The sequence below is a fragment of the Virgibacillus senegalensis genome (assembly GCF_000821245.2).
In the GTDB taxonomy this organism is placed as follows: Bacteria; Bacillota; Bacilli; order Bacillales; family Amphibacillaceae; genus Sediminibacillus; species Sediminibacillus senegalensis.
This window is the reverse complement of sequence record NZ_LN611425.1, coordinates 252,247-278,324: the sequence shown is the minus strand read 5'-3', so window position 1 is coordinate 278,324 and position 26,078 is coordinate 252,247. Positions and strand designations below refer to the sequence as shown.

Sequence of the window (26,078 nt, the reverse complement as noted above, 5' to 3'; positions counted from 1 at the left end):
AAGCAGGGAATGCGAATAATTCATTCACTCCCCTGCTGCTTTCCTGTGTAAATATTTCTGCGTCAACTGCTGGTGCTCCTCAAATGTTTGTGAGTAATAAATCGTACCATCTTCAGCAGCCACAAAATACATATAATTGGTTTCCTCCGGATTGAGAATCGACTGTAGCGAATTCTCCCCGAAGTTGGAGATCGGACCTACCGGCAGGCCAGTTACTTGATAAGTATTATATGGTGATTCTGTCTCCAGATCCTCGTACAATACCCTTGTTTTATGCTCGCCCAATGCATATAACACTGTCGGATCCGTTTGCAGCATCATTTCTTCCGCCAGCCGGTTATAAAACACTCCAGCTATCAACTTTCGGTCTTCCTCTGTTTGCGCTTCTTTTTCGACTAGGGAAGCCATCGTCAATGCATCGTGAACTGATTCGATGTCATCCTTTTCAGATATGGAATCCAGATAAGGCGTCAAAACATTTTCTGTCTTCTGCAACATTTTCTCGATGATGTTTTCAGGCTTCGGATTCTCGACATAAAAATCATATGTAGCGGCAAATAAATAGCCTTCCAATGGATACCTTATTTCCGGATCCAAAATTTCCTCGGTAAGGATTGTTGGATGTTGGGCAATAAGATTTTCTAAGTAGTTTACATCTTCAGTTTTGTCAATAAATGCTTCTGCGTCAACACCTGCTTTTTCAGCAAAGATGGAAGCTATCTCTTCTATAGTTTTTCCTTCCGGTATTGTAATAGTCAGAAGCGGGTCTTTAACGAGTGTACCAGTCTGCAATGATTCCACAATTTGGTTAAAACTCATGGACCGTGAAAATTCATACTCTCCGGCCTGAAAATCTGCCACATTATTGAATTTAATATAAAAGCGGAATACCAGGCTGTTGCTTATTATTTGCTTTTCCTCTAATATATCGGCAATTTGAGAAGTAGAAGACCCTAACGGTATTTCTACCTCGGTAATCGTGTCATCATCCGGATCGACCGGTTCCATCGCCGACTTTACATACAAATAGCCTGCAACAACGCCGACGACCAGTATCAATATCAAACAGGACAGTATTAGAGCAACGATTTTCCTGACGGTACTCGCTTCTTCGATTCGCTGTTTCCAGCGATCGGAAAAGTTCTTCTCTTTATCAGAAGTAGACATAGGAAACCCCCTTCACCGGATACATTATACTACAAACAACGACAACATTTCTAATTATTATGTATTATATTCTTTTCTGACAAAATGTATAAACTTTAAATGCCTTGCCACGCGTCTGTCTATCAAAAAGGCTTATCTCCGGGACAATGGAGATAAGCCTCGTTTTACAGTTATTCTGTTTCTTCGTCTGTCAGAGTATTAAGCATTTCCTCAACCATTTCCCATTCTTCTTCTGACTCAATTTGGAATAAAGATAAATCATCTTCATCTTGTGATTTCTCTTCATAACGGAAGGCAAATACCTCTACCTCCTCATCATCCTTCTGCTCAGCTGGTACGACAGCAATATAGGAATTGCCTGTCTGGTCCACATCAAAAGTGAACAGCACTTCAAATAAGTGTTCTTCTCCATTTTCGTCCGGAATAATAATTCTTTCTTTTTCTTCTAATGCCATTTCTGCACCTCCACGAGTTTTTCAGTCATTTGTTGGCGTCTAGGTAACCTTGCAAAATCATGACCGCTGCCATTTTGTCAATCACTTTTTTCCGTTTTTTACGGCTCATATCGGCTTCTAACAGAACACGCTCCGCAGCCATGGTTGTCAACCTTTCATCCCATAAAACTGTCCGGAGTGAAAAACGGTCCTCGAGGTACTTGGCGAAAGCCTGAGAGGCTTCGCCACGTTCCCCGATTGTTCCGTTCATGTTTTTTGGCAGGCCGACGACCGCCTCTTCGATATTATACTCCGAGATTATTTTTTCTATTTCGGGTTCGGCTGTCGAATAATCCTTTTCATCCCATTTAATGGTCGTGACCCCTTGAGCAGTCCAGCCAAGCGCATCACTGACAGCCACCCCGATCGTTTTCTCACCAACGTCAAAGCCAATCTTTTTCATCATTACTCCTTATGGTTGTTTAAATAGGACTTGACCAGTTCTTCAATCAACTCATCCCGTTCTATTTTCCTGATTAAGTTTCTTGCATCCTTGTGCCGGGGAATATACGCCGGATCACCAGATAATAAATATCCAACAATCTGGTTGATTGGATTATAACCCTTTTCCCGTAATGCCTCATGCACTGTCAAGAGCACTTCTTTCACATTTTCTTCGAATGGTTCTTCGGCAAAATTAAATTTCATTGTTTTGTCCATAGATCCCATTAGTTTACCCCCGTCTTCATATTTTAACGTTAAGTGACAAACGTCCACAATTTGTTACCTATTATTATATACCTAAACCGTGCTTAAGAAAAACTAAGAGTTTTCTTTGACGTAGGTTTCGGCATATTGAAGTGCCTCAGGGAGCTGGTCTGGATTTTTGCCCCCGGCCTGAGCCATATCGGGACGTCCGCCACCGCCACCCCCGCATCGCTGTGCCGTTTCTTTAATCAATTTTCCTGCATGGTAACCTTTTTCAACAAGGTCCTTCGAAACTCCTGCCGCCAGCTGGACTTTTCCATCGGAAACCGATCCTAGAAGGATAATACCGGAATCGACTTTTTGCTTGAGTTCGTCCACCATGTTTCGCAATTGATTCATGTCCTGCACATCGACCTGTCGGGCAAGCAATTTCACGCCGTCCACCTCTTGGAGATGATCCAGGATAGAAGACGCTTCTAAATTGGATAGCTTGGCACTTAGAGATTCCTTTTCTCTTTGTAGTTCCTTCATATCATTAAACAATACGTCGATTCGTTCAGGTACATTTTCCGGATTGGTTTTCAGCAAATCAGCGGCATTTCTTAACACTGTCTGCCTGTCATTAAGGTATTGATAAGCCGCCTTGCCTGTACATGCTTCGATTCGTCTCGTTCCTGCCCCAATTCCGGACTCGGTTGTAACCTTAAACAGCCCGATTTCCGCAGTATTCACAACGTGGCAGCCCCCGCATAATTCAATGCTGTAATCCCCGACTTGGACAACACGGACGATATCTCCGTACTTTTCACCGAATAAAGCCATCGCCCCCATCTTCTTGGCTTCGTCAATCGGATGGTAATCGATTGCAACTTGTATAGAAGCCCAGATTTGCTCATTGACTATTTGTTCAACGCGGTCTAATTCCTCTCTAGAGATCGAACCAAAGTGAGAGAAGTCAAAGCGAAGCCTGTCGGCAGTTACGAGGGAACCCGCTTGATTAACATGCTCACCCAACACATCCTTCAATGCCTGGTGCAACAGGTGGGTAGCCGTATGATTTTTTACAATTTGCGAACGGGATTTCTGATCCACCATCGCTTTTACTTGCTCGCCTTTTTGCAACCGGCCTTCCTTGACTAGAATTCGATGAAGGTTCTGGCCTTTCGGTGCTTTTTGGACGTCCTCAACAGAAATGGTAGCATGGTCGGTATAAATCCAGCCTTTGTCAGCAATTTGTCCGCCACTTTCAGCATAGAACGGCGTTTCTTTTAAGAAAAGGTAAGCTTCCTCTCCTGATTCCACAGAATCGGCCAGTTCCTTGCCTTTGATGATTTCCAGAACGGTGGTTTCTGCTTCCAGGTTCTCGTACCCAGTGAAGGTACTCTCCACATCCACTTCCCCGGCAACCCCTTCTTGAACATGCATCGAATCGACCTTTTGTCTTGCTTGGCGGGCTCTTTCCCGTTGTTTGTTCATTTCCTGTTCAAACCCGTCCTCATCGATGGTGAATCCTGCTTCGCTTACGTATTCCTCTGTAAGCTCCTTCGGGAAACCATAGGTATCATACAGGCGAAAAACCTCTTTTCCAGGGAATATGTTGCTGTTTTTTTGTTTTTCTTTTTCCATGATTTCCGACAAGATCGCAAGACCTTCGCTTAACGTTTCATGGAACCGTTCTTCTTCTGTCTTCACCACATTTTCAATGAAGGACTGTTTTTTCTGTACTTCTTCGTAAAATTCTCCCATTATGTCACTAACCGATTTCACTAGTTGGTACATGAAAGGACGATCGATTCCGATTTGCTTTGCATAACGGACCGCTCTTCGCAATAATCTCCTCAACACATACCCGCGCCCTTCATTCGAAGGAAGCGCTCCATCGCTTACCGCGAATGCGACAGTCCGGATATGGTCTGCAATAACTTTGAATGCTACATCGCCTTCATCTGTTTCTCCATAGTTGACACCTGCCAACTGCTCGGCACGTTTAATCAGCGGCATGAACAAATCGGTTTCAAAGTTAGTAGGTGTATCCTGGATGACACACACCATCCGTTCAAGCCCCATTCCAGTATCGATGTTTTTCTTTGGAAGCGGTGTATAGGTATGATCCGGATTATGGTTGAATTGAGAAAATACCAGATTCCAGATTTCCAGATATCGTTCGTTTTCGCCTCCGGGATACAGTTCTGGATCGTTTTCGTCATTTCCGTATTTTTGTCCACGATCATAGAATATTTCGGTATTCGGACCACTTGGCCCTTCCCCAATATCCCAAAAGTTCTCTTCCAGGCGAATAATTCTCTCTTCAGGAAGTCCGATTTTATCACGCCATATATGGAAGGCTTCATCATCTTCCGGATGAACGGTGACAGAAAGATTCTCTTTATCAAAACCTATCCATTTTTCGCTGGTAAGAAACTCCCAAGCCCATTCTATCGCCTCTTCTTTAAAATAGTCACCAATCGAGAAATTACCCAGCATTTCAAAGAAAGTATGGTGACGTGCAGTCTTTCCGACGTTTTCAATGTCATTCGTCCGAATAGCTTTTTGAGCATTTACCAAACGGGGATTATCCGGGATTACCCTTCCATCAAAATATTTCTTCAATGTCGCAACACCACTGTTGATCCAAAGCAAGGTAGGATCTTCTTTGGGAACCAAGGAGGCACTCGGTTCTACTCTGTGCCCTTTCTCTTTGAAGAAATCCAGATACATTTGCCTTACTTCTGCTGAAGTTAATTGCTTCATAGTTAAACCTCCATTGATTTAGTTTATTTAATAAAGAAATGATTCTGGCTCTCATTTTCCCTACAGGAGGATAGAGAGCGAACCCACCAATACAAAAAGCCCCCGTTCCTGCCTGAAAGCAGGGACGAGAGCTTTGTTCGCGGTACCACCCTGATTATGGATAATACTATCCATCACCTCAATAGCTTGTAACGGGGCAGACCGGCGGAGATGAGTCCGCACTCTGATCTAGCTTCCATGGTCCTGTCCGGGAATTTTTTCAGCCGTGGAAATTCCTCTCTGCTCGGATGGATTGCCATGTACTCGGGATCTTCAACGTATTATGTCATTCCTTTTTATATTCTTCGTCTACTTGTCTCAAAGTATAAAAAAGATTCGTCAGGTTGTCAATCATTCTGCCGCCCGGAACCGGTAGAGGTGAAAAAGGATTACTTTAAGGATGGTAAGGAGCGGAACGGCCAGTATCATTCCAATGATTCCGCCGATTTCTCCCCCTGCCAATAAAGCAAAAATAATCAGGATTGGATGAATATTGATGCTTTTCCCGACGATGAACGGGGAGAGTAAATTCCCTTCAATGATTTGAACGACAAAAACCGCGATGACGACATATATCATCATTTTATACGAGATGGTGAAAGCGATAACTACAGCCGGTATAGCTCCCAGTATCGGGCCGAAATACGGAATGATGTTTGTTATCCCCATAATCAGCGCCAATAGAAGTGGGTATCGCATGTCGATCAGCCACAAAAAGCCGTATGTAGTCAAACTTACGAACAGACAGACGAGCAGCTGTCCCCTTATGTAGTTTCCGAGGCTTTTGTCGATTTCCATACAAAGTTTGCGGCCGTCGTCCCGGAACCTCTCCGGAGTAAGCCTGCTGAAAACTTTTCTAATTAGATCAAAGTCTTTCAGCATATAAAATACAAGAACAGGGATTACTGCTGCCAATAGAATAATATCCATAAATTTAGCTGCTTGTTCCACAAGACCGCTAAGTAAATTGCCGATAAACTCCTCGACCCTGTAAAAGAGGACATCCATTCGGTCATGGACGGATTCCGGCAAATAAGCGGTCCGCTCATACAAGCCATAAATTGCGCTACGATATTGCTCCATGAACTCTGGAAGATTGGCGTTCAAATCCCGAAGCTGATGGAGTAGTATCGGAAAGGCCTTATACAAAAAATAGCCTGAAAGCCCAAAAAACAAAAGATAAATTCCGATGATCGCAAACCACCGAGGTAAGTGATAGTGATGAAGCTTTTCAATAATCGGATGCAGCAAATAAGCGATGAGAGCAGCGATGATGAAAGGAGTCAGGATGTGCAAGAATATGGTTAGAATGGACCGGTACAGTGGCAGGAGTTTCCATAATAAATACAAAAATAAAAATGCCAATATTCCGGTGGAAATCCAAAATAAAAAGCGGACAGATTTATTTGGATGAAACAAGTACTACTCCTCCTTCCCGGGAAACAAGTTGACGTTACGACTAACCAAAACGTCTGCAGTTAGTTTTCCCTAGAAAGGAGAATTTATCATCGAAGACAGCTGTATTTGCTGTTTTGGAATTCTACCAATTTGCTTTTCTTTCATCCTCGCTAAAGAGATCATTCAATGAGCTTAAAGAACCGTCCTGTTCCACCTGATGAAGATCCAATACTTCTCCGAGCAAAGACAACTCAATAAAACAATCCCAGCAATAGAATTGCTGGTTTCCTATTTTCCCAATATTTTTCCCTTTACAGTTGGGGCAATGCATCCAGGATCCTCCTTGCCAAATCATGAGTTGTCCTAAAGCTTGCCCATTTTATTTAACTTTATACAATAAACTTATAGAAAATCGTAAGGCGATAGTTCTTCTTCCGCATTTTCGTCTGGTTCTGGAACATCGTCCATCAGTTCCTTAAGCTGTTCTTCCAAAGAGGTGTATCGGCGATTGGTGTCCTGCTCATTGACTCCCTGAATAAAAGCCTGCTTGTTTCCACACAAAATCAGTGATTTCTTGCATCTGGTGACAGCAGTATATAACAGATTTTTCCGCAGCATTCTGTTGTATCCCTGTATCACGGGAATGATGACGATCGGAAACTCACTTCCTTGAGATTTGTGAATCGAAGTGCAGTAGGCGTGCATGATATTGGTTAAATCTTTCCGTTCATATGCCACTTCTTTTTCTTCATAGGACACAACAACTTGTTCCGCCTGTCCACTTCCCTCGTCTTCCTCGAAAATCGCCGTTATTTCCCCGATATCCCCGTTAAAAACGCCGTCCTCCGGCTGATTGACCAATTGGATGACTTTATCCCCTGTTCGGAATGTGACATCCTTTGTTCGAATTTCTCTCCGTTGGGTTGATTTCGGGTTGATCAATTTCTGAATTTCTTCATTGATACGATGAATTCCCGCCTTCGAACGATACATCGGTGCGAGCACTTGCAAATCACGCAAGTCTACACCTTTATCATGGGCTCGTTTGACAATTTGAATGATTACATCAACGACCTGGTATTCCGGACATTCAATAAAATTGAAATCTGATTCTTGCCGCAAAGAGTCCGTCCGGCATTCATTGTTTTTTATTTCATGGGCCAGCTGAATGATCTTCGATCCCTCTTTTTGTCGATAAACCTCATTAAGCTGCACGTATGGTACAAGGCCACTCTTCAGTAAATCGGCCAAAACCTGTCCTGGCCCTACCGACGGGAGTTGATCTTCATCACCGACAATCAGTACTTGCATCTCATTTGGAATGGCTTTAAACAATTGATGTGCTAGCCAAATATCCACCATGGAAAACTCATCGATAACCAACAATTTTCCTTCCAGCCGATTATCTTCGTCCTTCTCAAACGTTTCATGGCCATTCCAACCAAGCAACCGATGAATGGTTACAGCAGGGACACCGGTAGACTCCTTCATGCGCTTTGCTGCCCTTCCGGTTGGGGCAGTTAGGATAAACGGGTACGGCGTTTCATTATCATAGTCATCAGGATCCAAAGACAGCCCGTGAATTTCTGCATAAGCATTGATAATCCCTTTAATGACCGTCGTCTTTCCGGTACCAGGTCCTCCCGTCAACACCATCAGTTTAGAACCTAACGCTTTTTCGATTGCCTGATATTGTTCCTTTCCATAGCTGAGAGACTCTTCCTCTTCTATGCTTCCGACTATTTTAAGGAGCTCTGCATCTGCCGGCTGTTCCATGACTGTTTGCTTAATAATTCGGTCCACGTTGGAACAAAAGCCGCTTTCGGAATAATAGAGGGACGGCAAATAAACCCTTGATTCCACCACAATTATTTTTTTCTGTTTGTTCAATTCTTGGATTTGCGAAGTGATTGTTTCCGGTTCTATCTGGTGTAGTTCTCCCTGCAGCAATTCATCGACCGCCGTCAAATGCTTTTCCAATGGCAAATAAACATGACCAGCCTGGATGCTTTGCTGTAACGTAAAAATGCAGGCAGCCTGAACACGGCTAGGATGGTCCATCGGAATATTATTTTGGCGTGCCACTTCGTCTGCCCGTTGAAAGCCAAACCCTTCTATGTCAAATACATACTGATAGGGATCCTGCTCAAGAATTTTTATTGCTTCATCCTTGTATGCCTCATATATTTTTTGTGCCATTTTGAGACCGAAACCATAGTTCGATAAGTGGACGACAATGTTTTCGAATCCTTGGTGTTCCTGCAAGTCCCTCGCAAGCTGTTCTGCCCTTTCTTTCGGAAGCCCCGGAATCGGATCCAGTACCCCAGGATCTTGCAAAATCTTGCTTACTGCCGTCTCACCCAATTCTTTGACTATCCGCTGGGCTGTTTTTTTACCGATTCCATAAAACAAATCACTTGATAAATAGGCAACCAGCCCATCTTCCGTTTCAGGGATAAAACGTTTGAAATGATTCACCTGATATTGCAGGCCGAACTTTTTATGTTGTTCAAAGGTTCCTTGAAAAATATAGATTTCCCCTTCATTGAGTCGGGAAAAGTATCCTTTTATCACCATATCTTTTTCTTTGAAAGACTCGTTCGTCTCCAAAACCTTTATTCTGGCAATGGAAAAGTGCTCCTCCTCATTGACAAAAATATGATGGATGAGCTCTCCTTTCACATAACTATTTTCTTGCGATTTTCCATGGTTTTCTTCCATTGCCATCGTAATTGCTCCTTTTACAGTTCTAAGTTATCCTGGTTGAGCATATCGTCGATACTCTTTTTACCATTTGCGGCCAGCAGATGATCCGGTTGATACTCAAGCGCTTTGGTAAAATGCTTGTAAGCCCGATCGACATCTTCTTCATATAAATAACTGACACCGATATTATAGTGGGCATCACTGTGCTCCTGGTTAAGGTCAAGCACTTTGAAAAAGGTTTGTTGAGCAAGCTCGATTTGATCCGTTTGCGCCAATGCTAGTCCATATTGAAATAACGCTGACTCATCTTCAGGATTTAACTCGACGGCCCGCTGAAAATATGGCAGTGAAAGCCTTTGGTGGTCCTGATGTTGCAAGGACATTGCCAGCATCAAATAGACATCGGCTTCCTCAAGCCCTGTGTTGACCGCTTGCTGGAAATGCTGCTGTGCAGTCGGGTAGTCCTCCTGATCGAAAGCTGCATTACCCAATCCAAAATAGGCGGTAGCTGCATTCGAATCCAGCTCGAGTGCCTTGTGAAAGAATCGCTCCGCTCGCTCATAATCATTCATGTGGAGCAGTAAGTTCCCAAAATTAATATATCCTACAGGATCTTCCGGGTTTTCCTCGATTGCTTCATTGAACAACCGTGCTGCTTCCTGTAGATCTTGTTCTTGCATTTTTTCTATTCCTTTGCTGATTTTGTCCATCTTTTCACCTCAGTTTATTTATGGCCAGTGTACACTGCATGGCACGTTCTTCTTATTTCCAAAGAATACTTACTTCTAGTTTAATGAAAACAATCAATCCCGCCAACCCCCGATTAAACTTCGAAAACCCCTTGCCGGATTGGACAAGGGGTTGAAGTTTATAAAAGATCAGCCAACATAGTCAAGGTATTTTTCATCTTTGATGATTTCGTCAATGGTTCCACCACCGAGACAAACTTCTCCGTCATAAAAAACTACGGCCTGGCCAGGTGTTATCGCACGCTGTGCTTCATGGAATTCAACACGTACTTTATCGTCGCCAAGCGGTATTACCGTTACTTTGCTATCCTGTTGGCGATAACGGAATTTTGCAGTACATTCGATCGGCCCGTTCAGCTTTTCCTCATTGATCCAATTTAAATCTGTGGCAATCAACCCGTCAGAATATAAACGATGGTTATGAAACCCTTGCTCGACATATAGAATGTTTTCTTCCAGGTTTTTACCGACTACGAACCATGGATCACCAGAACCGCCAATTCCAAGCCCCTGCCTTTGTCCGATTGTATAATACATCAATCCTTCGTGCCTGCCCTTTTCCATCCCGGTCAAGGTGGTCATTTTTCCGGGCTGAGCCGGCAAGTATTCACTAAGGAACTCTTTAAAGTTGCGTTCACCGATAAAACATATACCAGTGCTGTCTTTCTTCTGTGCAGTGGCCAAATCATGATCAGCCGCGATTCTGCGTACCTCTTTCTTCGGCAAATGCCCCAAAGGAAACATGACTTTGGATAGCACCGATTGGGAAAGCTGGTTTAAGAAATAAGTTTGGTCTTTATTATCATCCACTCCGCGGAGCATTTGGTATTTTCCATTTACTTCACGGACTTGAGCATAGTGTCCTGTGGCAAGGTAATCCGCACCTAAAGAGAGAGCATGGTCAAGAAACGCTTTGAATTTTATCTCCTTATTACACATGACGTCCGGATTTGGGGTACGTCCTGCCTTGTATTCATCCAGGAAGTAGGTAAATACCTTGTCCCAATATTGCTTTTCAAAATTCACTGCATAATAAGGAATCTCTAATTGGTTACATACCCGTACGACGTCATCAAAATCTTCTGTTGCCGTACATACGCCGTTTTCATCGGTGTCGTCCCAGTTTTTCATGAAAATGCCGACCACATCGTAGCCTTGCTGCTTAAGGAGCAAGGCTGCCACGGAGGAATCGACTCCTCCACTCATACCGACGACTACACGTGTATTTTTGTTATCTTTCATCTTGTTCACCGCCTACTTGTATAGTTGCTTCAATTCATTCATTTGGCAAGTCTCTTGACTATGGAAGCGACACGTTCAGCAGCCTCTTCCACATTTTCTTTGGTATTGGCTAAACCAAAGCTGAACCGTATAGAATTGACTGTACGGTCATCCCCTTTTCCGAACATAGCCGACAATACATGGGAAGGTTCGATAGAACCAGCGGTACAGGCGCTGCCGCTGGAGGCGGCAACTCCGGATAAGTCGAAATTTGTCAAGAGAGCCTCCACGTTTGTGCCAGGAAAACTGATATTGACAATGGCAGGTACCGTTTCCAATTCGATACCATTTACCGTAAACGAAACCTTTTCCTGTTCCAATTTTTGAAGAAAAGCTTTTTTGAATTCAGCATATTCCTGTTGACGATTCGCACGTTGCTCTACCGCCAATTCGACTGCCCGCTGCAAGCCTTTTATACCAGCTACATTTTCCGTTCCCGGTCTCCGCTTCCTTTCCTGTTCACCGCCGTATTGCAGTGCTGTTACCTGGATTCCATCCCGCATATAGAGAAATCCGCCGCCCTTTGGCCCATTTATCTTGTGGGAAGAAGCCGCGAGCAAATCAACATTCCAATCATCGACACTTATATCCAATAAACCGTATGCCTGTACTGCGTCTGTATGAAAATAGGCGGAATGATCCTTTAAAACCTCGCCAATCTCTTTGATTGGCTGTATCATTCCTGTTTCGTTATTAACTGCCATGATCGAGACTAATATCGTATCTTCTCGCAACGCAGATTGCAGATCGCTAACCGATATCTTCCCCTCCGGTCCGACGGGAAGGTAGGTTATATCGAAACCCTGCTTTTCCAAGTGCTCGACTGCATGCAAGGTGGCATGGTGTTCGATTTCGGTAGTAATCACATGCATGCCCCTGCTTTGGTTTGCCAGAGCTGTACCGACAATAGCAAGATTATCTGCTTCCGTCCCGCCGCTCGTAAACACGATTTCTTTTTCATTCGCGCCAATACTTCCAGCAATGACACGGCGTGCTTCGTCGATTATTTGTCTCGCCTTTCGACCGAAATGATGTACGCTGGAAGGATTGCCGAACACTTCCTCCAGCACCGGTACCATCGACTTGGTCACTTCCGGATGCACAGGTGTTGTCGCTGCATGATCTAAATAAATTGGTTCCATTTTAACCCTCCCCTCATCAAATATAAAACATATATGCTTCCTGGCTGTCGTCATCCCCGTGTTTTCGTAAATCATCAAGGGTAGTGGTATCCAACACGTTCTTCACAGCGTCCCTCACGCGCAGCCATAGTGCCTGTTTAGCAGGTTCTTCATCCTCGATCCCTTCTACAGGTGTAATAGGACCTTCCAACACCCGTATGATATCGCCGGCTGTTATCTCGTTCGGTTGTCTAGCCAGTATATATCCACCATAAGCCCCCCGCACACTTTTCACCAAACAGGCATTCCTCAAGGGTGCTGCCAGTTGTTCCAAATAATGTTCAGAAAGCTGATTGTCTTTGGCAATCGTCTTTAGTGAAACAGGACCGTTTCCGTAATTCTTTGCCAACTCTATCATGATGGTCAAACCATACCGGCCCTTCGTCGAGATTTTCATTCCCCTCACCTCTTCATGCATAACGCTAATTAACGGAGAGCTAATGTCAGTTTTAGTTTTACTTCAAGGCGAATTTTGATACATCAAACGGAGTTCTTTACCCCTATGTTCGTCTGTTAACTATATGAAGTTCCCTTCTGATCACCATTATCTCCATTTGTTTCTAATCATCTATATGAAATGAGCCTCTGCTTTTTTGTTGGTCAGAAGCTTTTTTACATCGTATGAAAAGCCTCTGTAACCAAAAGCTATTATAGCATGAATAGCAAGTTTCTTGCATTTTATCAAGGTTATTATTACGCTTGAAAATAGTTATTTTATAGAGATTATCACTGCACGTCAAGCTATATACTCATGGAGCGATAATGAGGGACTCATCAGAAGAACAGGGGGAATGATGATGAGAAGCAAAGAACCATTGGCTTACCGTATGCGTCCAAAAACCATCGATGAAGTCGTTGGCCAGGAAAGCGTAATTGGAAAACAGACAAAGCTCTACCAGATGCTAATGAACGGTTATGTACCATCGATGCTGTTATATGGAGAACCAGGTATCGGAAAGACCGCAATTGCCCATGCCATCGCAGGGACGGTTAACATGCCGTTCACTACCTTGAACGCCACGACATCCGGCAAAAAAGATGTAGAGATTGTCATTGAAAAAGCAAAGATGGAAGGCACTACGATTCTGTTTCTCGACGAAATTCACCGTTTCAATAAAGCCCAACAAGATTATTTGCTGCCACACGTAGAAAAAGGGTTGATTATTTTAATAGGAGCCACAACGGAAAACCCTTATCACGATGTAAATCCGGCGATCAGAAGCCGATGCGGTCAAATCAAGCAGCTGACCAGACTGGATAGCAAGGATATAGAAAAGCTGCTTCGCAACGCTTTGACCGATGAAGAAAGAGGCTTTGGAAACCTCCAAATCAGTGCTGATGAAAAAGTGATTCAGCGCATTGCTGAAGGGACAAATGGAGATGCAAGGAAAGCATTGAACGTCCTGGAAGCAGTTGTGTATGCTTCCGGTAAACAGCAAGAAGAAATCGTTCTCCAGGAAAAAACGGTAGAAGAATTTATTGATAAAGCAGGAGTATTCGGCGATAAAAAAGGTTCTAATTTTTATAACTTGCTTTCCAGCCTGCAAAAAAGTATCCGGGGAAGCGATGTAAATGCCGCTTTATATTACCTGGCTAATCTTCTGGAAAGTGGTGACTTGATTGCCGTCAATCGCCGATTATTGGTAATTGCTTATGAGGACATCGGTCTGTCCAACAAAGAGATCGGAAGCCGGGTGCTTGCAGCAGTAGAAGCAAGTGAACGTTTAGGCATGCCGGAAGCCCGGATACCTTTATCCGTCGCTGTGGTCGACATGTGTTTGTCCACTAAATCCAATTCTGCCTATAAAGCCCTTGATATGGCCATAGACGATATCCGAAAAGGAAAGGTCGGAGATATTCCCCTACATTTACGAGACACTCATTACAAAGGGGCAAAGGATTTAGGTCATGAAGGGTATTTATACCCGCACAATTACCCTGTCGGTACGTTCGGCGGGTGGGTTAATCAAGACTACCTGCCTGAAAAATTAAAGGACAGACAATACTATCATCCCGTTGAAGCCGGAGAGGAACGAAGGATGGCAGAAATCTACAGGAAATTGAAAGAATTTAAAAAACAAAAATAGAATTTGCTATCTAATAATAAAAAAATAACCAAGTATTGGCTTCCACGTATAAAAACAATAGAACCGGCAAAGATAGATATAAAATTTGCAAACTAGTTCTATGAATTTATTGAAGGAGTGAATACATTGGTTAAAGTAAGACAAGACGCCTGGTCACACGAGGATGATTTGCTGTTGGCAGAAACAGTATTGAGACATATCAGAGAAGGCAGCACCCAATTGAATGCTTTCGAGGAAGTCGGAGATAAATTAAATAGAACCTCGGCGGCGTGTGGTTTTCGCTGGAATGCCGAGGTTAGAAAAAAATATGAACAAGCTGTCGATATAGCGAAGCGTCAGCGCAAAGAGAAGAAACGTGCGTTGGCCAAGCAGCAGAAATCCTCGCAAACTCTTGCACCTGCACTGGTATCCAATATTGTAGAGGAAACCAATGAGACCGGAAGCGACCAACAGCTTTTACCGGTAGTTCAGGCAGAGAATGCCGAAAATGAAACGTCTATCCAATTGGATTTGGTAATTGACTATTTAACTTCCTTAAAGCAAGGGGTTCATGCCTCTCAACAATCTCAGTTGGATATACAAACATTGACAGAAGAAAATGAGTATCTTAAAGAAGAAAACCAACGACTTGAGAAAAAGGTAGCAGAGACGCAAGAACAACTTCAGACCATTCAAGAAGACTATCAAGTGTTGATTCAAATCATGGATCGGGCACGTAAAATGGTTGTCTTTGAGGATCAGGAAAATCTATCGGCATCCGCTTTCAAAATGGATAAAAACGGGAATCTGGAACATCTGGCAAGGTAACCATTCCCTCGGTCAAATGGGCTGGTGTGATTGTTCACCTACCCAACGCTTTATTTGAATGACTCAACCCGAAAAAGGCGTAGAAGTCATAAACTCGCTTACCACAGAAAAATGTAAAAAACCGTAAGGATGATGACAACATCGTCCTTACGGTTTTTCTTATGTACGAATCAATCCCGATTGTGCCGTCCCCTTGGTAGTTTTGAACCCGCTCTCGGCAGGTGGGTGCCCTGTTCGATGCTTTATGCTTCCTCTCATTAGAAGTTCCAATGAGGCTTGCACGCCGCAAAGAAACTGCAGGCTCCCGTTCAACTAAATGTTCGGTCAAAACGTATTGGGAGAGACGAACACATCAGGATTGACGGCGGCTTTCAAAAAGAAAACCGCTTAAGTTATATTCAAATAATAGCACAGAAGCTTCCCGCTTTCAAGAAGGTAGCTCATGACGTTTCCATAACATTTGTTACAAATTTGCAATGTCAGGATGGCTGTTCTGATTCTTTCACATTCAATTTCAAACTCAGTTCATCCAGCTGTGCTTGACTTACACCGCCAGGGGCTTCTGTAAGCAAATCGGATGCTGATGCTGTTTTAGGAAACAAAATCGTGTCCCTGAGATTCGTCCGGCCGGCAAGTAGCATGATAAACCGGTCAAAACCAAGAGCGATCCCGCCATGTGGTGGGGCTCCACTTTCCAGCGCATCAAGTAGAAAACCAAATTGATCCTCTGCTTCTTTCTGGGAAAACCCTAATACCTCAAACATCTTATTTTGCATTTCACGTTGATAGATACGTAAAGAGCCGCCACCCAGTTCATAACCGTTAAGCACAAGATCATACGCTTCCGCTTTTACTTGCTCCGGATGTGTATCCAGCTTGTCGACATCCTTTTGCATTGGCATGGTAAACGGATGATGGGCAGCGAAGTAGCGGCCCTGATCCTCGTCGTATTCCAACAGCGGCCAATCTGTCACCCAAAGGAAATGGAAAAGAGACTCGTCTATCAATTTACGTTCTTTCGCCAATTTCAGCCTTAACGCTCCGAGGCTTTCATGGACTACAGAGACTTTATCAGCAACAAACAATAACAAGTCGCCATCTTCTGCTTCGAGTGCACGCTTTATGTCAGCTGCCTCCTCTTCCGTTAGAAATTTAGCGATTGGACCCTTCAATTCGTTTACTTCCACTTTCAGCCAAGCTAAACCTTTTGCACCGTAAATCTTCACGAACTCTGTCAGCTGATCGATATCTTTACGGGAGTAATCTGCTGCAGCACCCTTTACATTCAGTGCACTGACTTTTCCACCACTTTCCACCGCGCTGCTGAAAACTTTAAAACCGGAGCCTTTAACTACTTCCGAAACGTTCACTAATTCCATTGCAAACCTCGTGTCAGGTTTATCGGAACCGAATCGTTCCATAGCTTCTTCATAGCTCATTCGCGGGAACGGTATTTCGATATCCATATCCTTCACTTGCTTCATTACTTTTTTCATCATTCTTTCCGCCATTGCCATGATTTCTTCGCTCGACATAAAAGAGGTTTCAATGTCGATTTGTGTGAACTCAGGCTGACGGTCAGCACGTAAGTCTTCGTCACGGAAACAACGGGCAAACTGATAATATTTTTCAAAACCGGAAACCATCAGCAACTGTTTAAATAACTGTGGAGACTGCGGAAGGGCATAAAACTGTCCAGGGTGTACCCTGCTCGGTACTAAATAATCCCTTGCTCCTTCCGGTGTACTCTTCGTCAGCATCGGGGTTTCCATTTCTAAAAATTCTTCTTCATTTAAAAAACTTCGAATCACTTGGGTGGCTTGATGCCGAAGCTTGAATGTATTTTGCATCGGTTCTCGCCGCAAGTCGATATAGCGATGTTTCAACCGCAGGTCTTCGGATACATCTGTATCCCCTTCAATTGGAAAGGGAGGTGTTTTCGACTTATTCAAAATGCGGATGCTGGATACGGAAATTTCTATTTCTCCTGTAGCCATTTTTTCATTGACTGTACTACTGTCGCGTTCGACCACCGCTCCATCAATTTCCACGACATATTCACTTCGAACCCTTTCTGCAATCTCTAGGGCTTCTTTGGAAACGTCTGGATTGAATACAACCTGGACAATTCCAGAACGATCTCTTAAGTCGATAAAGATCAAACCACCTAAATCACGGCGTTTTTGTACCCACCCTTTTAATTTAACTTGCTCTCCAACTGATTCTCTTGATAGTTTTCCTGCCATTTGTCTTGAATCCGGCATATCAGTTTCCTCCTTCCAACTGTTGCTTCATATAGGACACCAATTGCTGCAGCGGAACATCTTCTTGTACTCCGGTAGCCATGTTTCTCACTGCTGCCACCTTGTTTTCCAATTCTTCGTCACCTAATATGACTACATGTTTCGCTTTTAAGCGGTCGGCTGCTTTGAATTGTGCTTTAAATTTTCGCTGTTTGTAGTCCTTATCTACCTGGATACCGGCTTTCCTTAACTCATAAGTGTAGCGGACCGCTGCCTTTTCAGCTTTTTCTCCCAAAGCTACAACAAAACAGTCCAGCCCCTCGTCCACCGGTAACTCGATACCTTCGGCTTCCAAAGCCATTAAAAGACGCTCCAGGCTCATGGCAAATCCAATACCGGGCGTTTCCGGTCCACCTAATTCTTCAACAAGTCCATTGTAACGTCCGCCGCCTGACAAAGTAGTAATAGCGCCAAATCCTTCGGCATCACTCATGATCTCAAAAGCAGTGTGATTATAATAATCCAGTCCACGTACGAGATTTGGATCAACGACATATTCAATGCCCATATTATCAAGGTGTTCCTTTACTTTCGCAAAGTACTGTTCCGATTCTTGGTTTAAATAAGTCAGAATCGAAGGGGCTGTTGCCATCGCCGGATGGTCTTTGTCCTTTTTACAATCCAGGACGCGAAGCGGGTTTTGCTCAAGCCGCACCTGACAATCTGCACAAAGCTCTTCTTTATGCGGTGAAAAATGCTCCACTAATGCTTCCCGGTGGTTTTTACGGCTCTCCCAATCGCCCAGGCTATTAATAACGAGTTTCAGGGATCGAAGTCCTAATTCCTGATATGCACTCATAGCCAGTGCAAGTACTTCCGCATCCACAGCCGGGTCTGCACTTCCCAAAGCCTCTATTCCAAATTGGACAAACTGCCGCATTCTACCTTGCTGAGGCCGTTCGTATCGGAACATCGGACCAACATAAAACAGTTTGACCGGCTGATTCGCAAGTCCGTATAGCTTATGTTCGACAAACGCCCGTGCCACCGAAGCAGTACCTTCCGGCCGTAATGTCAAGCTTCTTCCGCCTCTGTCTTCAAAAGTGTACATTTCCTTTTGGACAATGTCTGTGCTATCTCCTACTCCCCGCTGAAATAATTCAGTATGCTCGAAGATAGGTGTGCGAACTTCTTGGTAGTTAAATCGTCTGCATAAATCAGACAGTTTATGTTCGATATATTGCCAGTTACCAGTTGCCTCAGGCAAAAGATCCTGTGTACCTCTCGGTGCCTTCATACTCATTTTAAAACCCCCTATTTTCATGTTATGTAATGTAACACTACCTATCTTAATACGACTATAGGACTGTTTTATTTCCTCAATCACGTTGTGCGTTAATCCATTCCCATCACTGTTCAACGAAAAAAAATAAACTCCCGTCCCCTTTATAAAAAGGGACGAGAGTTCACCCGCGTTGCCACCCTGGTTGAAGCTGTTCTTTAAGCTTCCACTTTCACAGTTAACGCCTGCAAAACGTTTGTATTTACTGCTATCTTCAATACAAAACCTCTGGGACGTCTTTCAACAGATCATCATGCAAAAGTGCTCTCAACCTATGGCACTTCCTCTCTGTACATGTGTACTTCTGTCTACTTTTCCCTTCCATGGTTTTACGAATCATATTAAGAATTGTTTATAATCATAATGTTTGCTGTTTCCGTTGTCAAGCACGGTTCAGTTTTTCTTTCAATTTTTTCACTTCCCCGAGTGAGATACCAAGCTCTTCAGCAATTTCAATCCTGTTTAAATGGCCCTCGATTTCCATAAAACGGTGGAAGTCTGCTCCAAAAATACTCGGAGAAGCAGCCTGCATGTCCGATTGCTTTTGGGTATACCGCATCGACTATAGCCCTCCTTATTGAATGGATTTCACTTAAATGACTAGCCAAGCGAAACACAGTTCAAAAACAGTTTCGAATATCTATGTTAAGTATGTCCAATTCAATCCAAGGCTATGCCGGTACAGCCCCGGATAGGAAAGAATCCCAGGCACTTCGGTACATAGTGAAAAAGCAGCTCATCAGATCGCAGAAACAATTAACTGCGTGAACGGTCAGAGCTATCTAAAATTAATGTTACTGGGCCATCATTGGTAAGGTGCACCTGCATATCTGCACCGAAAACACCCGTTTCAACCCGGGTACCTGCTTCCTCCAGCAACTGATTAAAGACACCGTATAAATGTTTTGCAGGGTCAGGTTTTGCTGCGGCCAAAAAGTTCGGCCGTCTTCCTTTTCTCGTATCAGCATACAGGGTAAATTGAGAAATGGACAAGACACTGCCCCCTACATCTTGTAATGACAAATTCATTTTTTCCTGCTCATCTTCAAAAATTCGCAGAGATACAATTTTTTTCGCTAAATATTCGGCATCTTCTTCTGTATCGTCATGGCTGACCCCTAGTAATACAACCAGCCCGAAATCTATCTTGCCTTCGGTGTTATCCTCTACAACCACTCTGGCTTGTTTTGCCCTTTGAATAACAGCTTTCACTTCTTCAAGCACTCCTTATTGCAACATTCTTGTTACGGTATATACATCCTTGATTTGCTTTAGCCTGTCCACTATCTTTCGCAGATGACTAATATTGTGAATCAAAATGGTAATATGAATCAAAGCCATCTTGTTGCGATCAGATTTACCATTGACACCGATGATATTTGTTTTGGTTTCATTGACAGCCTGTAATACTTCATTTAACAAGCCGCGCCTGTCAAAACCGGATATTTCCAAATCGACATGGTATTGCTTGGTTTGGGCATCATTGTTTTCCCAGTCAACTTCTAAAATCCGATCCTTCGCTTCTTCTGTCTGAATGTTCGGGCAGTCAGTACGGTGGACGGAAACACCTCGCCCCTTCGTAATATAGCCGACAATATCATCACCAGGTACTGGGTTGCAGCATTTAGACAATCGTACTAGCAAGTTGTCTACACCTGCCACTCTGACACCCGAGTCTCGTTTACGGCCCTGGGCAGGCTTGACCTCCTTTTTAGCTACACCCTCCAGTGTTTCAGCTAAATCCTGTGTCTTCAAGTTTAGCCTTTTCTGCTTCTCCGTCAGCCGTGTGGCGATTTGAGCAGCAGTGATTCCCTGGTATCCAACTGCAGCATACATATCGTCCTCATTACTGAAATTAAACTTTTCAGCAGTCTTTTCGATATTCTCAGCGGTTAATATTTCACTCGGCTCAAATCCAGCCGCTCGTATTTCTTTTTCTACCAATTCCCTGCCTTTTACCACATTCTCTTCACGACGCTGTTTTTTGAAAAATTGCTTGATTTTGTTTTTCGCCTGGGACGTCTGGGTGATGCTAAGCCAGTCCTGAGAAGGACCGTAGGAGTGTTTCGATGTCATCACTTCGACTATGTCCCCTGTATGCAGCCGGTAATCAAGTGGTTCCATCTTACCGTTCACTTTGGCACCGATTGTCTGGTTGCCGACTTCCGTATGAATCTTGTAAGCAAAATCTAGTGGTACAGAACCCGATGGGAGCTCGATTACATCCCCTTTCGGTGTAAAGACATACACCATATCGGAAAACAAATCGACTTTTAGTGATTCCATAAACTCTTCGGCATCATGCGTTTCATTTTGCCATTCCAATATTTCCCGGAACCAGCTCAACTTTGCTTCCGAGTCCTGCTGATTATGGTCAAGCTGTTTTCCTTCCTTATAGGCCCAGTGTGCGGCAATCCCGTATTCAGCTATTTCATGCATTTCTTTTGTCCGGATTTGCACTTCCAAAGGAGCTCCTTTTGGACCGATCACCGTTGTATGCAAGGATTGATAAAGGTTTGGTTTAGGCATTGCAATATAATCTTTGAAACGCCCTGGCATTGGCTTCCAGCAAGTATGAATGATTCCAAGTACAGCGTAACAGTCCTTGATACTGTCTACGATAATCCGTACAGCCAGCAGGTCATAGATTTCATTAAATTGCTTGTTTTGCATAGCCATCTTTTTATAAATACTGTATAAGTGCTTCGGCCGTCCAGAAAAATCAGCTTTAATATGGACTTCATCTAATTGGTTTTGCACTTCCTGCATGACTTCGTCGATATAGTTTTCACGTTCTTCCCGCTTTTGCTTCATCAAATGCACAATTCGGTAGTACTGTTGGGGATTTAAATAGCGTAAAGCCGTATCTTCCAGTTCCCACTTAATAGTGGAAATACCCAGACGATGCGCCAGTGGAGAAAATATTTCCAGTGTCTCATTCGAAATCCTCCGCTGTTTTTCAGGAGGTAAATGCTTAAGCGTCCGCATGTTGTGGAGCCGATCAGCAAGTTTTATCAGGATCACCCGGATATCTTTAGCCATGGCCACAAACATTTTTCGATGGTTTTCCGCTTGTTGGGCCTCTTTTGATTTGTATTTAATTTTTCCAAGCTTGGTAACACCATCGACGAGCATTGCAACTTCGTCATTGAACGCTTCTCTCAGCTGTTCTACCGTTACATCGGTATCTTCGACAACATCGTGTAAAAAGCCGCCAGCAATCGTCTCGGGATCTAGTTCCAAATGAACCAGAATGCCCGCGACCTGAATGGGATGGATAATATATGCTTCTCCCGACCGGCGATACTGTCCTTCATGGGCCTTTTCGGCATATTCATACGCCAGCCTGATAAAGGATATATCTTCTTCGGAAAGATACGTACCAGCCTGCTCCATTACATCTTCTGCTGTCAAAATTTTATCTTTCGACATGTAATCACCTTGATTTCTTTTACTATTGAACACTGGAATGCACGAGTATATAATGAACCATTTATTGATAAATGATGATTGTTTGAATGAAGTAAGAAAGCCCTAGACACCGAGATATCAAAAAGAAAGGTGTAAAAAAACAACTTTTGGTGTCAATGCTTTCTTCTAGTATAAAAAAAGCTAAAAAAAAGTAAAGAAAAAAAGTTTATCCGACGGAAAGAACCATCGATTGTAGTTAAACAGGAGTACTCCTGAGAGCACTCCTTCTTTTTGCTATTATTCATATTGCATTAGAGTCAGTACATCATAGCCTTCCAATTTTTCACGTCCGTGTAAATAAGTTAATTCTATCAGGAACGCACAACCCGCAACAATGCCGCCAAGCCCTTCAACAAGCTTGATGGTTGCTTCGATTGTACCGCCAGTTGCCAGCAAATCATCCGTGATCAGGACACGCTGTCCAGGCTTAATGGCATCCTTGTGAATCGTTAACACATTTTTCCCATATTCTAAACCGTAATCGACCTTGATTACTTCGCGAGGAAGTTTTCCTTCCTTCCTGACAGGAGCAAAACCAACCTCCAGAGCATAGGATACTGGACAACCAACAATGAATCCCCTGGCTTCCGGCCCAACTACCAGGTCGATTTCTTTATTGCGGGCATATTCCACGATTTCATCAACCGCTGATTTATAGGCAGTTCCATTGTCCATCAGCGTCGTAATATCTTTGAATCTTACTCCCTCTTTTGGCCAATCTTCTACAACCGTAATGTATTTTTTATAATCCATGGCTAACTTCCTCCTTAGGTGATCCGCTCTTTTTCATTAATGGATCAAACCAGGCTTTCAATTCTTCATAGGAAGAATAATAAAGCCTCTTTTCTATTTCCAGCCTGTTTTGCATTTTTTGATAGGCTGGCGCTTCCGTCAAATCCTTTTTAGCAGGATTTGGATTCGGTTTTAGCAGACCATCCTCTATTTTAACAAATTCCAATTCAAAAAACACTTGACTGATGAATTTTATCTTCTCCTGCTTCCATCCTTTATGTCTAGCGAGCACATCCAATTCTTTGTTCATATCAAACTGCTTCCGCTTGAGAACCATGGCATAAAACCATTTAAAATCTTCACGAGCCGGAAGGACTTCCAAGAATCGGCCGTCTTTTTCATAAAAACAGGCAAAAATATTACCTGGATTCAAACGGGAAACCAGTTTCTCCAAATCTTCTAACCGTTCCGGCAAGTCGAGTAAAATCAGATGATCGATATTCTCCTGCTCCCAATCGGACAGCTTGTCCTCGCTAAAAACGGATAGGCTAACTTCATCCGGCAGTTTCTGTTCCAAGGACTCCTCCCGAAAGCAGACCGCAAGACTTTCTTGGAACAACTCCAAAGGAATTTGTTTGGCTAAATGCCTGGAGCCGCGAAAATCAAAAAGCTGCCACGAATTCACAGCTAAATCTTTTACCATCAGCTGTACTTTTTGTTTTCCGTTCCATTCGTTTATTTCCAGTTCTCCTACCACATCAACAATGGAACGGGGAGAAATTTTATGATAAAGGTTCCCCATCCCAAATGCCACTCCATCCAACAGCTTTTGCTCAGCCTTAAAGGAAAACTTTAAATGATTTTGCTGACTGCCAATCAATCTGATTTCAGCAGGTTTTGCCTGAACATGGAATAGTGGTTTTGGATTGCTCATTCCGAAAGGGGCAAGTTTATTGACCTCTTTTATAATGGAAACATCTAAATCGTCAATATCTACTGTTGAATCGATTGTCAAGGACTGCTTATAGTCCTCTTCAGACAGAGACTTTGCGGCTGCATTGTTCAGCAGTTCCCTAAGTACGGGAAGGTTTTCCACAGGTAACGTCATGCCGGCAGCTTGCGCATGTCCGCCAAAATGCGTAAAGGTACCTCTTATCTCCATACAATGTGCGAATAAATCAAAGGCATCGATGCTTCTCGCCGATCCCTTTGCCTGGTTTTTCTCAGTATTGATGGACAGCACGATTGCAGGCCGGTCGTATTTTCTTACCAGTTTTGATGCAACAATGCCTAGTACCCCTTCATTCCATCCTTCTTTGGCAGCGACAATGACCTTGTCTCCTGTATCGCCAGCTTCTACCAATGCTTCTGCTTCTTTGGCGATATCGGCCACAATTTTTTGCCTTTCCTGGTTCAACTCTTGTACAAATCCTGCCAATTCCGCTGCCTCATGCGAATCTTTGGTGAGAAGCAAATCCACCGCCATATCAGCATCCTGAAGTCTTCCAACCGCATTGATCCTCGGACCAATAAAAAAACCGATATGCTCTTCGGTAATATCGCCGTCTATTTTGCAAACCTGCTTTAAAGCCTTTATTCCTGGCCGGTTTGATTGTGAAATTGCCTTCAAACCAAATTTGGCAAGTACCCTGTTCTCACTGACAAGGGGCACCAGATCTGCGATGGTACCTATGACAGCTAAATCTAATAAGTGTTCCGGGAAATAGCCAAGTAACTGCTGAGCGAATTTAAATGCAACGCCTACCCCGGCTAGTTCCTGAAAAGGATAATCGGTAGAACACTTCGGATGGACGATCGCCAAAGCATCTGGCAGCTGCTCCTGTACTTCATGGTGGTCAGTAATTATCAAGTCAACACCGATTTCTTTTGCCACTTCCGCCTCATGAACCGCAGCAATTCCTGTATCCACTGTGATGATCAGGTTAACGCCCTCTGATTTTGCTTTACGGAAGGCTTGTTCATTTGGCCCGTACCCCTCTGTAAAACGATTGGGAATATAAAAAGAACAATCCGCGCCAAGTTCCTGCAATGCCTCGAGCATGACTGCAGTAGAACTAACCCCGTCTGCATCGTAATCGCCAAAAACCAGTATTTTCTCTCCAGCCGCTATTGCCTGGTGCACTCTTTCAGCGGCCATATCGATGTCATTCATCCACGCAGGGTCATATAAGTCATCCAGGCTAGGGTGCAGGAACTTCTCTACCTGCTCCTTTGACAGGATGCCCCTTTGAAACAACAACCGCTCCGTTATCGGAGCCAAGGAAAGTTCCTCTTGAAAAAGAACATCGTTATCTGAATCATTATATGTAAACTTCCAATTTGCTTGGCTTTGTAACATAAATTCACCCCTGACCCACTTATTATACTAGAGTGAATCGGGGGTAGCAAATGGATTTTTTCTTATTCCTTTTCATCCTTGTGATCGAGAAAGCCTTCTTCCGGTTTTTGTTCCATGCGATCCCCTTTGTAGACTGACTCGACGGTGGGGTTAACAAACTGCTCATTTTTCCTTTGCAGAGAACGCAGTTGCCTTTGAAGTCTCAAGACTTTCACCCATCCAAAAGCTGCCGTGATTAACCCACCCATCAAAACAGATATCAAAATAACAAGGATCAATGGTGCATTTCCTTTCCCAAATAAGTAATCGACTTCCACCGGGTCCACATTTATAACAGCGAAAATCGCTACAATTAATGCAAATACCAACGCAAAAATAATATAACTTTGCCCCTTCATCTGCGACCTCTCCTTTTATGCTATATTCCGAAACCATCTGATTTTATTGTTATACTTCCCATCAAAACCGTAAAGAAAACTTGACTGATTTGGAACATTCAGGAGACAAGCAGCAAACCTGTCACATAACTCATGTATATATCCTGTTCCCGCAGTGTTACAACTGAATGCTCAACGTGGAAGTACAAAGGTAAAAAGAAAGTTGCTTGCTTCCTCGCTGAGAAT

The 26,078-nt window shown here is 43.5% G+C and carries 22 protein-coding genes, 1 other RNA gene and 2 other annotated features; of the genes, 2 read left to right on the top strand and 21 right to left on the bottom strand.

Annotated features, from left to right (window positions below):
- Nucleotides 1–24 precede the first annotated feature (24 nt).
- From mltG to cymR, 12 genes are all read right to left on the bottom strand, one after another.
- Nucleotides 25–1,167, bottom strand: coding sequence for an endolytic transglycosylase MltG (gene mltG / locus BN1067_RS12005; protein ID WP_053219081.1), 1,143 nt, complete (start codon nt 1,165–1,167; stop codon nt 25–27).
- A 170-nt stretch (nt 1,168–1,337) separates the two neighbouring features.
- Nucleotides 1,338–1,622: a DUF1292 domain-containing protein gene (locus BN1067_RS12000; protein ID WP_053219080.1), complete on the bottom strand. Its 285-nt coding sequence runs from the start codon at nt 1,620–1,622 to the stop codon at nt 1,338–1,340.
- A gap of 25 nt (nt 1,623–1,647) precedes the next feature.
- The gene (gene ruvX, locus BN1067_RS11995) at nt 1,648–2,064 is read right to left on the bottom strand and encodes a Holliday junction resolvase RuvX (RefSeq protein WP_053219079.1); all 417 of its coding nucleotides are present in this window, start codon (nt 2,062–2,064) and stop codon (nt 1,648–1,650) included.
- 2 nt (nt 2,065–2,066) lie between these two features.
- Nucleotides 2,067–2,330: an IreB family regulatory phosphoprotein gene (locus BN1067_RS11990; protein ID WP_053219078.1), complete on the bottom strand. Its 264-nt coding sequence runs from the start codon at nt 2,328–2,330 to the stop codon at nt 2,067–2,069.
- Nucleotides 2,331–2,423: 93 nt separating this feature from the next.
- Entirely contained in the window at nt 2,424–5,060 is a 2,637-nt protein-coding gene (gene alaS / locus BN1067_RS11985) for an alanine--tRNA ligase (RefSeq protein ID WP_053219077.1), read from the bottom strand.
- Between the two features lie 117 nt (nt 5,061–5,177).
- Nucleotides 5,178–5,385, bottom strand: a binding site (T-box leader).
- Between the two features lie 65 nt (nt 5,386–5,450).
- On the bottom strand, nt 5,451–6,518 hold the full coding sequence (locus BN1067_RS11980; RefSeq protein ID WP_053219076.1) for an AI-2E family transporter: 1,068 nt from the start codon (nt 6,516–6,518) through the stop codon (nt 5,451–5,453).
- Between the two features lie 121 nt (nt 6,519–6,639).
- Complete coding sequence (locus tag BN1067_RS11975; RefSeq protein WP_053219075.1) at nt 6,640–6,828, bottom strand: hypothetical protein; 189 nt, start codon at nt 6,826–6,828, stop codon at nt 6,640–6,642.
- Nucleotides 6,829–6,899: 71 nt separating this feature from the next.
- Nucleotides 6,900–9,218 (bottom strand): SF1B family DNA helicase RecD2, encoded by a 2,319-nt coding sequence (recD2, locus tag BN1067_RS11970; RefSeq protein ID WP_053219170.1) that lies wholly within the window; start codon nt 9,216–9,218, stop codon nt 6,900–6,902.
- A gap of 20 nt (nt 9,219–9,238) precedes the next feature.
- Nucleotides 9,239–9,883 carry a tetratricopeptide repeat protein gene (locus BN1067_RS11965; RefSeq protein ID WP_324777892.1) on the bottom strand — a complete coding sequence of 215 codons (645 nt, stop codon included), beginning with the start codon at nt 9,881–9,883 and terminating at the stop codon, nt 9,239–9,241.
- Between the two features lie 198 nt (nt 9,884–10,081).
- Nucleotides 10,082–11,194, bottom strand: a complete 1,113-nt coding sequence (mnmA, locus tag BN1067_RS11960; protein WP_053219073.1) for a tRNA 2-thiouridine(34) synthase MnmA — start codon at nt 11,192–11,194, stop codon at nt 10,082–10,084.
- 38 nt (nt 11,195–11,232) lie between these two features.
- Nucleotides 11,233–12,375, bottom strand: coding sequence for a cysteine desulfurase family protein (locus tag BN1067_RS11955; RefSeq protein ID WP_053219072.1), 1,143 nt, complete (start codon nt 12,373–12,375; stop codon nt 11,233–11,235).
- Between the two features lie 16 nt (nt 12,376–12,391).
- A complete protein-coding gene (cymR, locus tag BN1067_RS11950) occupies nt 12,392–12,811 on the bottom strand; it encodes a cysteine metabolism transcriptional regulator CymR (protein ID WP_053219071.1) in 420 nt (139 codons plus the stop codon).
- A gap of 400 nt (nt 12,812–13,211) precedes the next feature.
- Here cymR and BN1067_RS11945 point away from each other — a divergent pair, with 400 nt between their 5' ends.
- Nucleotides 13,212–14,501, top strand: a complete 1,290-nt coding sequence (locus BN1067_RS11945; RefSeq protein ID WP_053219070.1) for a replication-associated recombination protein A — start codon at nt 13,212–13,214, stop codon at nt 14,499–14,501.
- 126 nt (nt 14,502–14,627) lie between these two features.
- Entirely contained in the window at nt 14,628–15,308 is a 681-nt protein-coding gene (locus BN1067_RS11940) for an RsfA family transcriptional regulator (RefSeq protein WP_053219069.1), read from the top strand.
- A 169-nt stretch (nt 15,309–15,477) separates the two neighbouring features.
- Here the strand turns inward: BN1067_RS11940 and ssrS are convergent.
- From ssrS to BN1067_RS11900, 9 genes are all read right to left on the bottom strand, one after another.
- Nucleotides 15,478–15,670, bottom strand: a non-coding RNA gene (gene ssrS, locus BN1067_RS11935) — 6S RNA.
- Between the two features lie 117 nt (nt 15,671–15,787).
- The gene (gene aspS / locus BN1067_RS11930) at nt 15,788–17,572 is read right to left on the bottom strand and encodes an aspartate--tRNA ligase (protein WP_053219068.1); all 1,785 of its coding nucleotides are present in this window, start codon (nt 17,570–17,572) and stop codon (nt 15,788–15,790) included.
- A 1-nt stretch (nt 17,573) separates the two neighbouring features.
- A complete protein-coding gene (gene hisS, locus BN1067_RS11925) occupies nt 17,574–18,854 on the bottom strand; it encodes a histidine--tRNA ligase (RefSeq protein WP_053219067.1) in 1,281 nt (426 codons plus the stop codon).
- A 148-nt stretch (nt 18,855–19,002) separates the two neighbouring features.
- Nucleotides 19,003–19,226, bottom strand: a binding site (T-box leader).
- 49 nt (nt 19,227–19,275) lie between these two features.
- Entirely contained in the window at nt 19,276–19,452 is a 177-nt protein-coding gene (locus BN1067_RS19890; protein ID WP_199868594.1) for a hypothetical protein, read from the bottom strand.
- A gap of 197 nt (nt 19,453–19,649) precedes the next feature.
- Complete coding sequence (gene dtd / locus BN1067_RS11920; protein WP_053219066.1) at nt 19,650–20,105, bottom strand: D-aminoacyl-tRNA deacylase; 456 nt, start codon at nt 20,103–20,105, stop codon at nt 19,650–19,652.
- A 15-nt stretch (nt 20,106–20,120) separates the two neighbouring features.
- Complete coding sequence (locus BN1067_RS11915; RefSeq protein ID WP_053219065.1) at nt 20,121–22,325, bottom strand: RelA/SpoT family protein; 2,205 nt, start codon at nt 22,323–22,325, stop codon at nt 20,121–20,123.
- Between the two features lie 276 nt (nt 22,326–22,601).
- Nucleotides 22,602–23,117, bottom strand: coding sequence for an adenine phosphoribosyltransferase (locus BN1067_RS11910; protein WP_053219064.1), 516 nt, complete (start codon nt 23,115–23,117; stop codon nt 22,602–22,604).
- Nucleotides 23,107–25,455, bottom strand: coding sequence for a single-stranded-DNA-specific exonuclease RecJ (recJ, locus tag BN1067_RS11905; protein WP_053219063.1), 2,349 nt, complete (start codon nt 25,453–25,455; stop codon nt 23,107–23,109). Before recJ ends, BN1067_RS11910 begins: the two co-directional genes overlap by 11 nt.
- 62 nt (nt 25,456–25,517) lie before the next feature.
- Nucleotides 25,518–25,853, bottom strand: coding sequence for a LapA family protein (locus BN1067_RS11900; protein ID WP_053219062.1), 336 nt, complete (start codon nt 25,851–25,853; stop codon nt 25,518–25,520).
- Between the last annotated feature and the right edge of the window lie 225 nt (nt 25,854–26,078).

Coding starts and splice junctions, on each gene's coding strand:
- mltG (WP_053219081.1), bottom strand. CDS start 1,167: ATGTCTACTTCTGATAAAGAGAAGAACTTTTCCGATCGCTGGAAACAG.
- BN1067_RS12000 (WP_053219080.1), bottom strand. CDS start 1,622: ATGGCATTAGAAGAAAAAGAAAGAATTATTATTCCGGACGAAAATGGA.
- ruvX (WP_053219079.1), bottom strand. CDS start 2,064: ATGAAAAAGATTGGCTTTGACGTTGGTGAGAAAACGATCGGGGTGGCT.
- BN1067_RS11990 (WP_053219078.1), bottom strand. CDS start 2,330: ATGGGATCTATGGACAAAACAATGAAATTTAATTTTGCCGAAGAACCA.
- alaS (WP_053219077.1), bottom strand. CDS start 5,060: ATGAAGCAATTAACTTCAGCAGAAGTAAGGCAAATGTATCTGGATTTC.
- BN1067_RS11975 (WP_053219075.1), bottom strand. CDS start 6,828: ATGCATTGCCCCAACTGTAAAGGGAAAAATATTGGGAAAATAGGAAAC.
- recD2 (WP_053219170.1), bottom strand. CDS start 9,218: ATGGAAGAAAACCATGGAAAATCGCAAGAAAATAGTTATGTGAAAGGA.
- BN1067_RS11965 (WP_324777892.1), bottom strand. CDS start 9,883: ATGCAAGAACAAGATCTACAGGAAGCAGCACGGTTGTTCAATGAAGCA.
- mnmA (WP_053219073.1), bottom strand. CDS start 11,194: ATGAAAGATAACAAAAATACACGTGTAGTCGTCGGTATGAGTGGAGGA.
- BN1067_RS11955 (WP_053219072.1), bottom strand. CDS start 12,375: ATGGAACCAATTTATTTAGATCATGCAGCGACAACACCTGTGCATCCG.
- cymR (WP_053219071.1), bottom strand. CDS start 12,811: ATGAAAATCTCGACGAAGGGCCGGTATGGTTTGACCATCATGATAGAG.
- BN1067_RS11945 (WP_053219070.1), top strand. CDS start 13,212: ATGAGAAGCAAAGAACCATTGGCTTACCGTATGCGTCCAAAAACCATC.
- aspS (WP_053219068.1), bottom strand. CDS start 17,572: ATGCCGGATTCAAGACAAATGGCAGGAAAACTATCAAGAGAATCAGTT.
- hisS (WP_053219067.1), bottom strand. CDS start 18,854: ATGAGTATGAAGGCACCGAGAGGTACACAGGATCTTTTGCCTGAGGCA.
- BN1067_RS19890 (WP_199868594.1), bottom strand. CDS start 19,452: ATGCGGTATACCCAAAAGCAATCGGACATGCAGGCTGCTTCTCCGAGT.
- BN1067_RS11915 (WP_053219065.1), bottom strand. CDS start 22,325: ATGTCGAAAGATAAAATTTTGACAGCAGAAGATGTAATGGAGCAGGCT.
- BN1067_RS11910 (WP_053219064.1), bottom strand. CDS start 23,117: ATGGATTATAAAAAATACATTACGGTTGTAGAAGATTGGCCAAAAGAG.
- recJ (WP_053219063.1), bottom strand. CDS start 25,455: ATGTTACAAAGCCAAGCAAATTGGAAGTTTACATATAATGATTCAGAT.
- BN1067_RS11900 (WP_053219062.1), bottom strand. CDS start 25,853: ATGAAGGGGCAAAGTTATATTATTTTTGCGTTGGTATTTGCATTAATT.